The organism is Streptomyces sp. MUM 203J, from assembly GCF_022414595.1.
GTDB lineage: Bacteria > Actinomycetota > Actinomycetes > Streptomycetales > Streptomycetaceae > Streptomyces.
On sequence record NZ_JADWYO010000070.1, the window covers coordinates 17,950 to 32,008 of the forward strand.

11 protein-coding genes and 2 pseudogenes are annotated in these 14,059 nt (G+C 72.7%); 10 read left to right on the forward strand and 3 right to left on the reverse strand.

What is annotated here, in order from left to right:
- Positions 1-234 precede the first annotated feature (234 nt).
- The 8 genes and pseudogenes from I3F58_RS25520 to I3F58_RS25555 all read left to right on the forward strand — a co-directional run bounded on the left by I3F58_RS25520 (position 235) and on the right by I3F58_RS25555 (position 7,153).
- Positions 235-1,254, forward strand: coding sequence for a sugar ABC transporter substrate-binding protein (locus I3F58_RS25520; protein ID WP_240111045.1), 1,020 nt, complete (start codon positions 235-237; stop codon positions 1,252-1,254).
- Positions 1,251-2,306, forward strand: coding sequence for an ABC transporter permease (locus tag I3F58_RS25525; RefSeq protein WP_240111046.1), 1,056 nt, complete (start codon positions 1,251-1,253; stop codon positions 2,304-2,306). Before I3F58_RS25520 ends, I3F58_RS25525 begins: the two co-directional genes overlap by 4 nt.
- Positions 2,303-3,082: an ATP-binding cassette domain-containing protein gene (locus I3F58_RS25530; RefSeq protein ID WP_240111047.1), complete on the forward strand. Its 780-nt coding sequence runs from the start codon at positions 2,303-2,305 to the stop codon at positions 3,080-3,082. Before I3F58_RS25525 ends, I3F58_RS25530 begins: the two co-directional genes overlap by 4 nt.
- Positions 3,083-3,265: 183 nt before the next feature.
- A pseudogene (locus I3F58_RS25535) lies at positions 3,266-4,420 on the forward strand (ROK family glucokinase); the annotation flags it as partial.
- Between the two features lie 140 nt (positions 4,421-4,560).
- The gene (locus tag I3F58_RS25540) at positions 4,561-5,169 is read left to right on the forward strand and encodes a hypothetical protein (protein ID WP_240111049.1); all 609 of its coding nucleotides are present in this window, start codon (positions 4,561-4,563) and stop codon (positions 5,167-5,169) included.
- A 27-nt stretch (positions 5,170-5,196) separates the two neighbouring features.
- Entirely contained in the window at positions 5,197-5,829 is a 633-nt protein-coding gene (locus I3F58_RS25545) for an MBL fold metallo-hydrolase (protein WP_240111050.1), read from the forward strand.
- Between the two features lie 55 nt (positions 5,830-5,884).
- Complete coding sequence (locus I3F58_RS25550) at positions 5,885-6,664, forward strand: exodeoxyribonuclease III (protein ID WP_240111051.1); 780 nt, start codon at positions 5,885-5,887, stop codon at positions 6,662-6,664.
- Positions 6,665-6,712: 48 nt separating this feature from the next.
- Positions 6,713-7,153 (forward strand): DUF6278 family protein, encoded by a 441-nt coding sequence (locus I3F58_RS25555; protein ID WP_240111052.1) that lies wholly within the window; start codon positions 6,713-6,715, stop codon positions 7,151-7,153.
- 127 nt (positions 7,154-7,280) lie between these two features.
- On the opposite strand, the gene I3F58_RS25560 is transcribed toward I3F58_RS25555, so the two are convergent.
- The 3 genes from I3F58_RS25560 to I3F58_RS25570 form a co-directional block, all read right to left on the reverse strand.
- A complete protein-coding gene (locus I3F58_RS25560; protein WP_240111053.1) occupies positions 7,281-8,870 on the reverse strand; it encodes an alpha/beta fold hydrolase in 1,590 nt (529 codons plus the stop codon).
- A 165-nt stretch (positions 8,871-9,035) separates the two neighbouring features.
- The gene (locus tag I3F58_RS25565; protein ID WP_240111054.1) at positions 9,036-10,235 is read right to left on the reverse strand and encodes an Ig-like domain-containing protein; all 1,200 of its coding nucleotides are present in this window, start codon (positions 10,233-10,235) and stop codon (positions 9,036-9,038) included.
- Positions 10,236-10,357: 122 nt separating this feature from the next.
- Positions 10,358-11,095 carry a hypothetical protein gene (locus tag I3F58_RS25570; RefSeq protein ID WP_240111055.1) on the reverse strand — a complete coding sequence of 246 codons (738 nt, stop codon included), beginning with the start codon at positions 11,093-11,095 and terminating at the stop codon, positions 10,358-10,360.
- Positions 11,096-11,203: 108 nt separating this feature from the next.
- Here I3F58_RS25570 and ggt point away from each other — a divergent pair, with 108 nt between their 5' ends.
- Complete coding sequence (gene ggt / locus I3F58_RS25575) at positions 11,204-13,060, forward strand: gamma-glutamyltransferase (RefSeq protein WP_240111056.1); 1,857 nt, start codon at positions 11,204-11,206, stop codon at positions 13,058-13,060.
- A 169-nt stretch (positions 13,061-13,229) separates the two neighbouring features.
- A pseudogene (locus tag I3F58_RS25580) lies at positions 13,230-14,059 on the forward strand (UL36 very large tegument protein); the annotation flags it as partial.

The following is a 14,059-nucleotide window of genomic DNA, read 5'->3' on the forward strand; positions in this document are numbered from 1 at the left end:
CGCGGTTCCGTCGCGTGGGGCCCCGCACAGCGGGCCTGACCGTTCTCCCCGGGCTCCTCGGGCAGGGGGCCCGGGGACGGCGCCTGCCCTCGCACGCCTGGAGGACGGCTGCCCCGGGGCGGGCTCGAACGTGCCGGACGGGCCGGGTCCGGACCCGTTTCCGCAGGCCCGGTCGGCATGGCCGATACTTGGCGTCGGCACGGCGACACAAGGCGACGGAAGGTGCGGCGGCAGATGGCAAGGGTCCGGACAGGGGTACGTACGGCCGCGGCCGTACTCGCGGTGGTGCTCGGGGTGACCCTGGCCACCGCCTGCAGCGCCACCGGCGGGAAACGCGCCGAGGACGCCCGCAGGGCCGCCGCCGCCCAGAACGGCCGCCCCGCCGTCGACACCCCGCGCTGGACCATCGCCATGGTCACCCACTCGGGCGACGGCGACACCTTCTGGGACATCGTCCAGAAGGGCGCCCGGCAGGCCGCCGCCAAGGACAACATCAACTTCCTGTACGCGCACAGCGACGAGGGCCAGCAGCAGGCCCAGCTCGTCGACTCCTACGTCGACAAGAAGGTCGACGGGCTGATCGTCACCCTCGCCAAGCCCGAGGCGCTGAAGGACTCCGTCGCCCGCGCCGTCGCCGCCGGCATCCCGGTCGTCACCGTGAACTCCGGCTCCGAGCAGTCCGGGGCCTACGGCGCCCTCACCCACATCGGCCAGGACGAGACCGTCGCCGGCCAGGCCGTCGGCGACGAACTCGACAAGCGGGGCCACCGGAAGGCCCTGTGCGTCCTGCACGAGCAGGGCAACGTCGGCCACGAGCAGCGCTGCGACGGCATCCGCGAGACCTTCGACGGCACGCTCCAGAACCTCTACGTCGACGGCACCAACATGCCCGACACCACCGCGGCCATCGAGGCCAAGCTGCAGACGGACCCGTCCGTCGACGCCGTCGTCACTCTCGGCGCGCCCTTCGCGGACGCCGCGGTCCAGGCCAAGCGCACCTCCGGCGCCACGGCCGAGATCGACACCTTTGATCTCAACCCCAAGGTCGCCACCGCCCTGGAGAACGGCACCCTGGGCTTCGCCGTCGACCAGCAGCCCTACCTCCAGGGCTACGAGGCCGTGGACCTGCTGTGGCTGTACCGCTACAACGCCGACGTACTCGGCGGCGGCCGTCCCGTCCTGACCGGTCCGCAGATCATCACCCGGAACGACGCCGACGCCCTGGCCGCGTACATCGAGCGAGGCACCCGGTGACCGCGACCGCCCCGCCCGTGAACCAGGGGCCCGCCGCCGACGAGCGGCTGCTGCCCGCCTCCGCCTGGAAGAGGCTCCTCACCCGGCCCGAACTCGGCGCCGTCGTCGGTGCCGCCGCCGTCTTCGTCTTCTTCTCGGTCGTGGCCGACGGCTTCCTGCGGCCCGCGAGCCTCGGCACCGTCCTCTACGCCGCCTCCACCATCGGCATCATGGCCGTCCCCGTCGCCCTGCTCATGATCGGCGGCGAGTTCGACCTGTCGGCCGGTGTGATGGTCACCACCTCGGCGCTGGTCTCGTCCATGGTCAGTTACCAGCTGACCGCGAACGTCTGGGTCGGCGTCGGAGTCTCCCTCCTGGTCACCCTCGCGGTCGGGTTCTTCAACGGCTTCGTGCTGACCCGCACGCGGCTGCCCAGCTTCATCGTCACGCTCGGCACGTTCCTGATGCTGACCGGCCTCAACCTCGGCTTCACCAAGCTGATCAGCGGTTCCGTCTCCACCAAGACCATCGCGGACATGGAGGGCTTCCCCTCCGCCCGCGCCCTGTTCGCCGCGGAGGTCACCGTCGCGGACACCACCCTCAGGGTCACGGTCCTGTGGTGGCTCGCGCTGGTCGCCGTCGCCACCTGGATCCTGCTGCGCACCCGATTCGGCAACTGGATCTTCGCGGTCGGCGGCAACGCCGACGCGGCCCGCGCAGTCGGTGTCCCCGTCCGGCGCACGAAGACCCTTCTCTACATGGGAGTCGGCTTCGCCGCCTGGGTCTCCGGGCAGCATCTGCTCTTCTCCTTTGACGCCGTCCAGTCCGGCGAGGGCGTCGGCAACGAGCTGATCTACATCATCGCCGCCGTTATCGGCGGATGCCTGATCACCGGCGGATACGGCTCCGCCGTCGGCGCCGCGGTCGGCGCGTTCATTTTCGGCATGACGAGCAAGGGCATCGTCTACGCCGAGTGGAACCCCGACTGGTTCAAGTTCTTCCTCGGAGCGATGCTCCTCCTCGCGACCCTGCTCAACCACTGGGTCCGCAAGCGCGCGGAGGCCACACCATGAACGCGACCGCCCTTGTCGAACTCGACGGTGTCAGCAAGTACTACGGTGCCGTCCGCGCCCTCGAAGACGTCTCACTCCAGGTCCACGCCGGGCAGATCACCTGTGTTCTCGGGGACAACGGGGCGGGGAAGTCCACCCTCATCAAGATCATCGCCGGGCTGCACGGCCACGACGCCGGAACCCTCCGCGTCGACGGCGAGGAGACCGTCCTCGCCTCCCCGCGCGACGCCCTGGACCGCGGCATCGCCACCGTCTACCAGGACCTCGCGGTCGTCTCCCTCATGCCGGTGTGGCGGAACTTCTTCCTCGGCTCCGAGCCCACCACCGGCAGAGGACCCTTCAGGCGGCTGGACACCGCCCGGATGCGCGCCACCACCCGCGCCGAACTGCTCCGCATGGGCATCGACCTGCGCGACGTCGATCAGCCCATCGGCACCCTCTCCGGCGGCGAGCGCCAGTGCGTGGCCATCGCCCGCGCCATCCACTTCGGCGCCAAGGTCATCGTTCTCGACGAGCCCACCGCCGCACTCGGCGTCAAGCAGTCCGGCGTGGTCCTCAAGTACGTGGCCGCGGCCCGCGACGCCGGGCTCGGCGTGGTACTCATCACCCACAACCCGCACCACGCCCACCTGGTCGGAGACCGCTTCGTCCTGCTCAAGCGCGGACGCACGGCAGCCGCCCACACCAAGGAGTCCGTGACCCTCGACGAACTCACCCGTCAGATGGCCGGCGGCAGCGAACTCGACGACCTCCGCCACGAACTCGAACGTGCCTGAACCGTCCGGACAGGCTCTGAACCGGCCGGACGCGCCGCCACCCGGGCCCGATCCCGTCGCCGCGGTGCCCGGCAGCGCCGTACCGCCGTCCCCGCCACCACACCTGGCAGAATCGGGGGCGGCGGGCGCCGTCCGCCGCCGGACCCCGCCCGGCCCGCCCTCACCGCAGGACGACAGCACCTCGTGAGCACCCACCGCGACCTCAGCCACCGCGGCAGCGCCCGTGGCACCGTCCTGCGCACCGTCGGCAGCCGTGAGCGGCGCTCCCACCTGAGCGCCCCCCGCGTCCTCACCGTCGGCATCGACATCGGCGGTACGAAGGTGATGGCGGGTGTCGTCGACGCCGACGGCACCATCCTGGAGAAGCTCCGCACGGAGACCCCCGACAAGTCGAAGAGCCCCAAGGTCGTCGAGGACACCATCGTCGAGCTGGTCCTCGACCTGTCCGACCGGCACGACGTCCACGCCGTCGGCATCGGCGCCGCGGGCTGGGTCGACGCCGACCGCAGCCGGGTGCTGTTCGCCCCGCACCTCGCCTGGCGCAACGAGCCCCTCCGCGACAACCTCCAGTCCCGGCTCGCCGTCCCCGTCATGGTCGACAACGACGCCAACACCGCCGCCTGGGCCGAGTGGCGCTTCGGCGCCGGACGCGGTGAGGACCACCTCGTCATGATCACCCTCGGCACCGGCATCGGCGGCGCCATCCTGGAGGACGGCCGCGTCAAGCGCGGCAGGTACGGCGTCGCCGGTGAGTTCGGCCACATGCAGGTCGTGCCCGGCGGCCACCGCTGCCCCTGCGGCAACCGCGGCTGCTGGGAGCAGTACAGCTCCGGCAACGCCCTCGTCCGCGAGGCCCGCGAACTGGCCGCCGCCGACTCCCCGGTCGCGTACAACATCATCGAACGCGTCAAGGGCGAGATCCCCGACATCACCGGCCCCCTCATCACCGAACTGGCCCGCGAGGGCGACGCCATGTGCGTCGAACTCCTCCAGGACATCGGGCAGTGGCTCGGCGTCGGCATCGCCAACCTCGCCGCCGCGCTCGATCCGTCCTGCTTCGTCATCGGCGGCGGTGTCAGCGCCGCCGACGACCTCCTCATCGGTCCCGCCCGTGACGCCTTCCGCCGCCACCTCACCGGTCGCGGCTACCGCCCCGAGGCCCGGATCACCAAGGCCCAGCTCGGCCCCGAGGCCGGCATGGTCGGCGCCGCCGACCTCGCGCGGCTCGTCGCCCGCCGGTTCCGCAGAGCGAACCGCCGCCGCCTCGAACGCTACGAGCGGTACGAGCGCTACGCGCAGGCCTTCCGCTCCGGCACCGGCGGGCGCACCACCCGCACCCGCGACAAGGACAGCGGCACGGGCGACGGCACCGCCGCCGGAAGCGGCACCGGCTCCGGCGCCCGGAACGGCAGCGTGACCGGCCAGACCTCCGACCCGACCACCCAGAACCCCCAGGCATGAGCCCAGGAAGCCCCGGCATGACCACGACTCCCACCACGCCCGCCGACATCACTCCGACGGCCCGCCCGGGAGCCCCCGGCACGTCCCCCCGGGAGCCGGAGGACCGGCGGGCCCGGACACGCCGCCGCCAGCTCACCGCACTGGTGATCGCGCTCCTCGTCGTCGCCTCCACCACGTACTTCCTGATCTCCGCGGAGCAGAGCCGCTCCAGCGGACGCGACAAGCAGGCCGAGTCGTCGGCCACCGGTCTCCAGGACGGCTGGCCGTCCAAGATGAAGCGCCGTATCTACGAGGTGCCGATTCCCGGCGGGGCCAAGGACGTCGCCTACTTCGAGACCAGCAACTGGAAGTCCAGCAGGCTCTACGTCCAGTTCACCACCAGCGCCGCCGGGCTCGACACGTATCTGAGGCGGTCCGGCACCAGCCGCTCCGCCCTGGACCACGGCGACATCACGGTCAGCGCCCGCGACACCCGTATCGTCGGCTGGGACTTCACCGGCACCGGCCGCGACTGGGCCGGTGCCACCGAGACCAACCCCGACCCGCGCCCCACCCGGGACATCACCGTCGATCTCACCGATCCGGCCGTCCCCCGCGTCTACGTCGTCTCCACGACCACACCCTGACGGCCGCCGAGGAGGCAGGATGGGCGCATGAAGCTGACCAAGAAGTCCCACGCCTGCGTCCGGATGGAGAAGGACGGGAGGACCCTCGTCATCGACCCGGGCGGGTTCAGCGAGGAGGACGCCGCGCTCGGCGCCGACGCGATCCTGATCACCCACGAGCACCCCGACCACTTCGACGAGGGCCGCCTCCGTGCCGCGCTGGAGGACCGGCCGGACGCCGGGATCTGGACGCTCCGCAGCGTCGCCGACCGGATCTCCGCCGCCTTCCCCGGCCGCGTCCACACCGTCGGCGACGGCGACACCTTCACCGCCGCCGGATTCGAGATCGAGGTGCACGGCGAGCTGCACGCCGTGATCCACCCCGACATCCCGCGGATCACCAATGTCGGCTACCTCGTCGACGGCGCCGTCTTCCACCCCGGCGACGCCCTCACCGTCCCCGGCCGGCCCGTCGAGACGCTGATGCTCCCCGTTATGGCGCCCTGGAGCAAGATCTCCGAGGTCATCGACTACGTGCGCGAGGTCAAACCGACGCGCACCATCGACGTGCACGACGCCCTGCTCGCCCCGCTCGCCCGGCCCGTCTACGACACGGCCCTCGGCAATCTGAGCGGCGCCGAGCACCGGCGGCTGACCCCGGGGGCCTACACCGAGCTCTAGCCCGGACCAGGCTGTCGCACGCCGGTTGTCAGAGGGCGCCGTTAGGCTGTCCGGCATGCGTATCGCCACCTGGAACGTCAATTCGATCACCGCCCGGCTCCCGCGCCTGCTGGCCTGGCTGGAGAACAGCGGCACGGACGTGCTGTGCGTCCAGGAGACCAAGTGCACCGCCGAGCAGTTCCCGGCCGACGCGCTCCGGGACCTCGGGTACGAGTCGGCGGTGCACGCCACCGGGCGGTGGAACGGCGTCGCGCTCGTCTCCCGGGTGGGCCTGGACGAGGTCGTCCGCGGCCTGCCCGGCGGACCCGAGTACGAGGGCGTCCAGGAGCCCCGGGCCGTCTCCGCGACCTGCGGCCCGGTCCGGCTCTGGTCGGTGTACGTGCCGAACGGCCGCGAGGTCGCGCACGAGCACTACGCGTACAAGCTGCGCTGGCTGGAGGCGCTCCAGAGCGCCGTCGCGGACGACGCGGCCGGGCAACGCCCGTTCGCGGTGCTCGGTGACTTCAACATCGCGCCCACCGACGAGGACGTGTGGGACCGCTCCGCCTTCGAGGGCTCCACGCACGTCACCGCGCCCGAGCGGGCCGCCCTGGAGGGCCTGCGCGGTACCGGCCTCAGCGATGTCGTGCCGCGTCCCCTGAAGTACGACCACCCGTTCACGTACTGGGACTACCGCCAGCTCTGCTTCCCCAAGAACCGCGGTATGCGGATCGACCTCGTGTACGGCAACAAGCCGTTCGCGGACGCGGTGAAGGACGGGTACGTGGACCGCGAGGAGCGCAAGGGCAAGGGCGCCTCGGACCACGCGCCGGTGGTGGTGGACCTGGAGGTGTAGAGCGCGCCCAGTGGTCCGTCCGGCGTGACCGGTGCCACGCTGGGCGGTATGGACATCCCTTTCCTGGACTCCTGGCGCAAGCGGCGTGGCGGCGGACAGCACGCGACGCTTGCCACCGCCTTCGAGAAGGACCCGGAAGGGGTCGCCGCCCTCCTGTCCGAGTGCGCCCTGCTGCGCACCCGGGCCGAAGCCGCCGGGGTGCGGCTCGACGACACACCGCGCTCCCTTGAGGCCCTGGACCAGCTTCCGCCGCGCTGGCGCGAGGACCCCGAGGAACTGCCGTGGATCGGCAACGACGCCGGGCTGTACCTCGGCACCGTGATCGTGCGGACCGTGCCGGGCACGGTCTGGGACGTGCTCCCGGCCGGGCGCCCGGTGGTCCGGCTGGCCTCCGGGCGCGAGCTGGACGTGGTCGCGGCGGGACTCGACTGGGCGGTCACCGGCTCGCCCGAGCTGTCGCAGCGCTACGGCGAGGCGGCCGAGGGGTGACGGGCCGGCGGGACGCTTCGCCGGGGCGTCCCGCCATCGCCGTGCCGTGCCTGCCGGGGTGCGAAGTCCCCTTCCGGAGCACACGGTCCGCACCGTCTTCCGGGAACTGCCCGGTCGCGGCCGGGGGTCACCGCCCGCGCAGCGGCACCCGCACGAACGAGGGGTCGGCGGCCGGGGAGGAGAAGGTCAGCCGCGCGCCGGACGGGTTGTGGTCGATGTAGAGCGGGTCGGCGCCGTCGATCACCAGCGCCAGCCGGTGGCCGGCCGGGACGTCGTATGCCGTGGAGAACAGGTCCAGGTCGACGGTGAACGGCCGGCCGGGGGTGCGGCCGTGGAAGGTGTACGGCGCGTTGCTCACCAGCTTGCCGAAGCCCAGCGGCCCGACGTCGTACAGGTACGCCACGAACGTGCCGCTCGGCTTGGTGCTGGTGACGGTCGTGTGGACGGTGGCCGTGCCCCGGACCTGCCGGGGCCCGGAGTACCGCTCGGACTTCCAGACGGCGGCGAAGGAGCGGGGGAGCAGCGGCACGGACACGGTCGGGGGAAGCCGGAAGAGCTGGTCGAGGGCGCTGGACAGCACGACGACACCGCCGTTGGCGCCGGAGTCGACGGCCGCGTGGATGTGCTGCTCGCGGCCGAGGCCGATCCGGTGTTCCCGCGCACCGACCGAGCGCCAGTCGGGATACCCCTCGTAGCCTCCGCCGGTCCGCGACTTCAGCTGGACGGGCTGCTCCCGGTCGATGCCGTTGGCGGCGCCCTGGAGGTGGTGGTCGAACCACCGGCGGGCGTTCGACCACACGTCGCTGGGCAGGCCGAGCAGGCCGTCGGCCTCGGCGGTGGCGTGGTCGCCGGGGCGCAGTTCGAGCCGCTTGGGGCCCTGGAGCCTCTCGTAGAAGGAGACGTACTGGTTGGGCGGGAAGACCGTGTCGCCCCAGGCGTTGCCCAGCATGACCGCAGGGCGGTTGGCGTTCAGCCGGTCCAGATGGCTGGCGGGGGAGCGCTCGCGGCCCCAGTCGATCATGTCCTGTTCCCTGTCCAGGCGGGAGGACAGGAAGTCGCGCAGGACCTGCTGAAGCTCGGGGCTGGGGCGGCCCGTCAGATAGCCGGTGCCGCCGAGCAGGGCGACGGCCTGGCGGTGCTGGGTGCGCCCGCTGTAGATGGACTCGATGAGGTCGGCCCAGCCGCTGAGCGCCACGACCGCCTTCACCCGCGGGTCGTGGGCCGCCGCCATGAGACTGATCCCGGCGCCGTACGAGACCCCGGCCATGCCGATGCGGTCCGGGTCGGCGGGGGTGTGGGCCAGAGCCCAGTCGACGACCGTGGCGGCGTCCGCGACGTCCGGGGGTCCGGCGACCTCGATCCGGCCGCCGGACTGCCAGAAGCCCCGGACGTTGTACGTGACGACGACGTACCCCGCGTCGGCCAGCTTCCTGGCCTGGGCGAGGTACTCGATCTGCGGGGTGGCCCAGCTGGTCGGCAGCACGAGGAGCGGGAGGCGTTCCCCGGGGGCCGTGGCCGGTGCGACGACGTTCGCCTTGAGGACCGTGCCGTCGTGGCCGGTGATGTCGGTGAACCGTATACCGGCCGCCTCGGCGGACACCGTCGCGGCGGGCCGCGCCGTCGCGACGGGGGCGGGCCCGAGGACCGCGCCGAAGGCCAGGGCGGCCGAGGCCGTGCCGATGGTGGCGGTCCGCAGGGCCATGCGCGCGCGTCCCATGGGTCACTCCTCACGGTGTCCGTGTTCGTTGAAAAGTGACCCGACGGTAACCGGAATGGCTTACTGCCGGTAACTACCAGGTGAGTTACGCGATGGTAACAATCGCGGGGCGGTAACCGACCGGTGCTGAACGTGACATGACGTGCAGTCAGGCGGCTGCCGACGTCAGCGAAGGGCGCTCTTCGCCTGCCACTCCTCCCAGGACAGGTTCCACTCCCCGTAGCCGTTGTTGAGTGCCTGCGTGCCCTTGTTGTCCCGGCCGTCGATCTCGAACGGGTCCCCGACCTGCACCTGCTCGTACACCCACTTGGCGTCCGCGTCGGTCATCCCGATGCAGCCCGAACTGCGGTTGGCGCTGCCCATGTGGGCGGCGTTCCAGGGGGCGGCGTGCGCGTACGTCCCCGACCAGGTCAGACGCATGGAGTAGTCGACCATCTTGTCGTACGCGTCACCGAGGCCGACGGTCTCGGAGCGCATGTTGATCGTGCCCTCCTTCGACATCAGCACGGTCCTGCCCCGCCAGGTCGCCTTCTCCCCGCCGGGCGTGCCCGCCGACATCGGGATGTCCTTGACCAGCCGGCCGTCCCGCAGGAGCTTCAGCCGGTGGTTGTCCAGGTCTACCTTGACGATCTGGTTCCTGCCGATGGTGAGGTCGGTGGTGTAGTCGCGGACGAACCAGCCGCCCTCGGGTCCGGAGTCCACTCCGTTCAGCCGGGCGTCCAGCGTGATCTTGGTGCCGGGCTTCCAGTACTCCCTGGGCCGCCAGTCGACCCGGTCCTTGCCGGACCAGTCCTGCATCCAGCCCCAGGAGCCCTCGGTGTTGTCCGAGGTCTTCACCTTCAGGGCCTTCTCCACAGCGGCCTTGTTCTTGACCGGGTGGTCGAAGACGATCGACAGCGGCTGGGCGACGCCGACCGTGGAGTTCTTGCCCGGCACCAGGGTCAGCTTGTTGACCTTCTCGGCGGCCGCGGTCGCGAAGTCCGCCTTCGCGGAGCCGCCACCCGTGTCCTGTGCCTCCACCGTGTAGGCGGTGCCCGGGGCGGCGGGGCGGGCCGAGGTCCAGGTCCTGCCGTCCGCCGCGACCTCGCCGTCGAGCGAGGCGCCCTTGGAGTCGGTGACGGTCACCCGGGTCAGCCTGCCCTCGGCCAGGGTGACCTTCACCGGTTCGCCCGGCTCGGCCTCCTCGCCCGTCAGGTTGACGGAGATCCGCGTCTCGGGCTTCGCCTTGCCGTCCTGCCCCCCGTCAGCGCCCTTGCCGGTGGCAGAGCCGCCGCCACCCGAACAGGCCGTCAGGGTCGCGGTGAGCAGCGCCGTACCGGCGAGGGCGGCGGTGCGGAGCGCGGTGCGGGGACGTATGCGGCTCAAGGGGACAACCTCCGATGCGATGACTGCGTCCTCTTCGTCGCGGGGAGAGAGGGGCGTCGGAGGGGGAGGGTTGCCCGACAAGTCGGAGATTCTCCGCGGTGATACAGGTCTGTGACATTCGGCTACGTACGTGCCGCGGCTCCGCTGGGTTCGGCCGCGGGTGCCGGGGCCGTCGCCTTCCGGGTCACGTCCGCGACCAGCTCGACGACGTCCGGTCCGTAGGCCTCCGAGTTGACGACCTTCAGGAGGAGGACGAAGGGGCCGCGCCCGTGCGTCCGGGCGAGCTTGCGGTGGTGGCGGACCAGATACCGAGTCGCTGCCTGGTTGGTGATGGAGCTCTGTCCGCAGAAGAGGAAGACCGGCCGTCCGCCCTCACCCGCGGTGAGCCGGGCCAGCAGCACGTACTCGCTGGTCTTCGGCTCCTGCCGGTACGTGTCGGAGCCGATCGTGAAGGTGCCCGCGTCCGGCCCGGGCTCGACGTTCACCGACACCCCGGGCAGCAGGGTCCGCAGGTGAGCGCCCATCCGGTGGTTGGAGTAGGGTCCGCCAAGGCAGAACTCCGTACGCTCCCCGAAACCCTGCTGCGCCCGGTCGTGCCGCACGATGCGGGCATGCGCGTCGCAGTCCCGTATCAGCGCGGACAGTTCGAGCAGGGCGAACACGTCGTTGCGGTGCACGCCCTCGCCGTTCGCCTCGCGGTTCACCACCAGCAGGCACTCGGCGTTCCCCGGCAGCCCGAAGAAGGCCTGTTTGCGGCGGAGTCTCCTGCGCCAGACCGCCGCCCGGGCGAGATAGCCGAGTGAGGCGCTCACCCCGGTGGCGAGCACGCCGAGCACGATGTCGCGCAGGTCTTCGTCCATGGGGGCGCATGCTAGCCGGGACACGCGCTCGTGTTCGAGGGGTCCTGGTGCGGTCGGACTTGCGAAGTTACCGTGCGTGGACGGCCCTTGACAGGAGGTCAGTCCCCGATGCTCCGAATCCGTCGTCGCCCCCGTCTCTCGCTCCGCCGTCTCCCCGCGCGGTACGCGTCCCTCGCCGCCGCCTCGGCCACGGCGATCGCCCTCGGTGCCGCCGTGCCACCGCCCCAGCAGCCGCCGGCGCCCGTCAAGGAACCGGTCGCCGTCGGCCACGGCGGCGCCGTCGCCAGCGTGGACGCCGACGCCTCGGCCGCCGGGATCGCCGTGCTGCGGTCCGGCGGCAACGCGATCGACGCGGCCGTGGCGACGGCCGCCGCGCTCGGCGTGACCGAGCCGTACTCCGCGGGCCTCGGCGGGGGCGGCTACCTCGTCCACTACGACGCCCGGACCCGCACCGTCCACACCGTCGACGGCCGCGAGACCGCCCCGCGCTCGGCGGACGCGTCACTGTTCCTGGACGAGGACGGCGCGCCCCTGCCGTTCGGCGAGGCCATGACCAGCGGGCTGGGTGTCGGGACGCCCGGCACCCCGGCGACCTGGGACACGGCGCTCAGGGCATGGGGCACGAAGCCGCTGCGCGAGCTGCTGGAGCCCGCGGAGAGACTGGCCCGGGAGGGGTTCGTCGTCGACGCCACGTTCCGGGAGCAGACCCGTGCCAACGAGGCCCGGTTCCGGGACTTCCCGGCGAGCGCCGAGCTGTTCCTGCCGGGAGGCGAACTCCCCGTCGTCGGCGCGGTGATGCGCAATCCGGACCTGGCGCGGACGTACGAGAAGCTCGGCCGCCGGGGCGCCGGGGCGCTGTACCGCGGCGACCTGGCGCGGGACATCGTCCGGACGGTCCGCCGTCCGCCGGTGCGCGAGGGGGCCGAACGGAATGTGCGGGCCGGGGATCTGACGCTCCGGGATCTGCGGGCGTACCGGACCGTGACGCGGCGGCCCACGAAGGTGTCGTACCGGGGGCTCGACGTCTACGGGATGGCGCCCTCCTCTTCGGGCGGGACGACGGTGGGGGAGGCGCTGAACATCATGGAGGGCGCGGACCTGACACCGGGCGCGGCCGGTGAGGACGCCTACCTGCACCGGTTCGTCGAGGCGAGCCGGATCGCCTTCGCGGACCGGGGGCGCTGGGTCGGCGACCCGGCCCACGAGGACGTCCCGGTCACGGGGCTGCTGGCGCAGCGGTTCGCAGACGCGCGGGGCTGTCTGATCAAGGACGCGACGGCGCTCGTCAGTCCGCTCGCGCCGGGCGACCCCTACGACCCGGTGCCCTGCGCCGCGACCGGGGCAGCCGCGCCGACGACCTACGAGGGGGAGAACACCACTCACCTGACGACGGCCGACCGGTGGGGCAACGTCGTCGCGTACACCCTCACCATCGAGTCGACGGGCGGCAGCGGGATCACCGTGCCGGGCCGGGGCTTCCTCCTCAACAACGAGCTGACCGACTTCTCCTTCGCACCGGCCGGTACGGCCGTCCACGACCCGAACCTGCCCGGTCCCGGGAAGCGGCCGCGCTCCTCCATGGCCCCGACGATCGTTCTCGACCACCGGGCACGCCCGGTGCTGGCGCTCGGCTCGCCGGGCGGCGCGACCATCATCACGACGGTCCTCCAGACCCTGACCGGCGTCGTCGACCGGGGGCTGCCGCTGGTGGACGCCATCGCCGCGCCCCGCGCCAGCCAGCGGAACACCGCGCGGACGGACATCGAACCGGGCCTGGCCGCGGGCCCGTTGCGGGACCGGCTGGCCGCCCGGGGCCACGCCTTCCGGCAGGTGGCCGAGATCGGCGCGGCGACCGGTGTGCAGCGGCTCCCGGACGGCCGCTGGCTGGCCGCCGCCGAGACCGTCCGCCGAGGCGGGGGCTCCGCGATGGTGGTGCGGCCCGCCGGGCGGTCGCCGCGCAGGTGAGGGCCGGGCCGCGCGGTGCGGGCGGACGGGCGTCACAGCCGCGCGGGCCGCACACACAGGAGGAAGCTCCCCGGGCGAAAACTCCCTGTAGCCGCGCCGTAACACGACTTCGGTCGAATGCCCTGGGACGGGGGCCGGCACCGGAGCACGGCAGGGGCGTGGACCGTACATGGTGGAGCATCGAGTCAGCGGCGGCGCAGGGACGTTCACGCACTGGCTACAGGAGCTGACCGGGCTGCTCGACCCGGGCGGGGGCTGGTACGGGGTGTTCCTGCGGCGGGACCCGGAGGGCATCCGGGCCTGCGCCGACGGCACCGAGCTGCCGCCCTGGGACGTCGTCGAGTCGCTGCTCCAGGACTTCGCCGCACTGCGCGGCGACGAGCCCGCGCGGGCCCAGACGGTACGGGCCCGGCAACTGCACCGGGCCGCCGCGGCCGACTGGGACCGGCGCCCCGGCGGCCGGGCCGCGCTGCACGCCCGGCTCGACCTGATGGTGCGCGAACAGGCCCGCGCGGCGGACCACGCCCGCGACCTGGCCGCCCGGTCGGCCGCGGCTCCCGAGGGCTCCGCCGAAGCCGGGCGCCTCGCCCGCGACCTGGCCTGGCTCCAGGACGACCACAGCCGCGCGACGGCTCGCGCAGCCGAGCTGCGGGACCGCCTCGCGTCCCTGGCGGGGGAGCGACGCACGGACCGGCCCGGGGAGACCCGGCAGGCCCACCAGGGCGAGGAGCCACCTCCGGGGCAGCGTTCCCAGGAGGGCCCGCGCCCGCACGCCGCCCCGCACGGCGACCACGCCCCGGACACCCCGGGCAAGCGGAGCCGTACCGCCGCGACGGCCCGGCGTCGCCCCCGCGGGGCCCGGTACGCGTGGCTGGAGGACGCCGACCAGGACGACGGGCCCCTGGCCGCGCCTCCGGAGGCGGAACCGCGGGCCGGTGCGCTCACCGGGGCGCGGTTCGGGGGTGCGGCCGAACAGGACGGTCCGCGCCCGGCGCCCGG

What these genes read in the sequence shown, in the direction of transcription:
- I3F58_RS25555 (WP_240111052.1), top strand. Translation starts at nt 6,713, where the DNA reads ATGGACATCCCTTTCCTGGACTCCTGGCGCAAGCGGCGTGGCGGCGGA.
- I3F58_RS25540 (WP_240111049.1), top strand. Translation starts at nt 4,561, where the DNA reads ATGACCACGACTCCCACCACGCCCGCCGACATCACTCCGACGGCCCGC.
- I3F58_RS25560 (WP_240111053.1), bottom strand. Translation starts at nt 8,870, where the DNA reads ATGGGACGCGCGCGCATGGCCCTGCGGACCGCCACCATCGGCACGGCC.
- I3F58_RS25545 (WP_240111050.1), top strand. Translation starts at nt 5,197, where the DNA reads ATGAAGCTGACCAAGAAGTCCCACGCCTGCGTCCGGATGGAGAAGGAC.
- I3F58_RS25530 (WP_240111047.1), top strand. Translation starts at nt 2,303, where the DNA reads ATGAACGCGACCGCCCTTGTCGAACTCGACGGTGTCAGCAAGTACTAC.
- I3F58_RS25570 (WP_240111055.1), bottom strand. Translation starts at nt 11,095, where the DNA reads ATGGACGAAGACCTGCGCGACATCGTGCTCGGCGTGCTCGCCACCGGG.
- ggt (WP_240111056.1), top strand. Translation starts at nt 11,204, where the DNA reads ATGCTCCGAATCCGTCGTCGCCCCCGTCTCTCGCTCCGCCGTCTCCCC.
- I3F58_RS25550 (WP_240111051.1), top strand. Translation starts at nt 5,885, where the DNA reads ATGCGTATCGCCACCTGGAACGTCAATTCGATCACCGCCCGGCTCCCG.
- I3F58_RS25520 (WP_240111045.1), top strand. Translation starts at nt 235, where the DNA reads ATGGCAAGGGTCCGGACAGGGGTACGTACGGCCGCGGCCGTACTCGCG.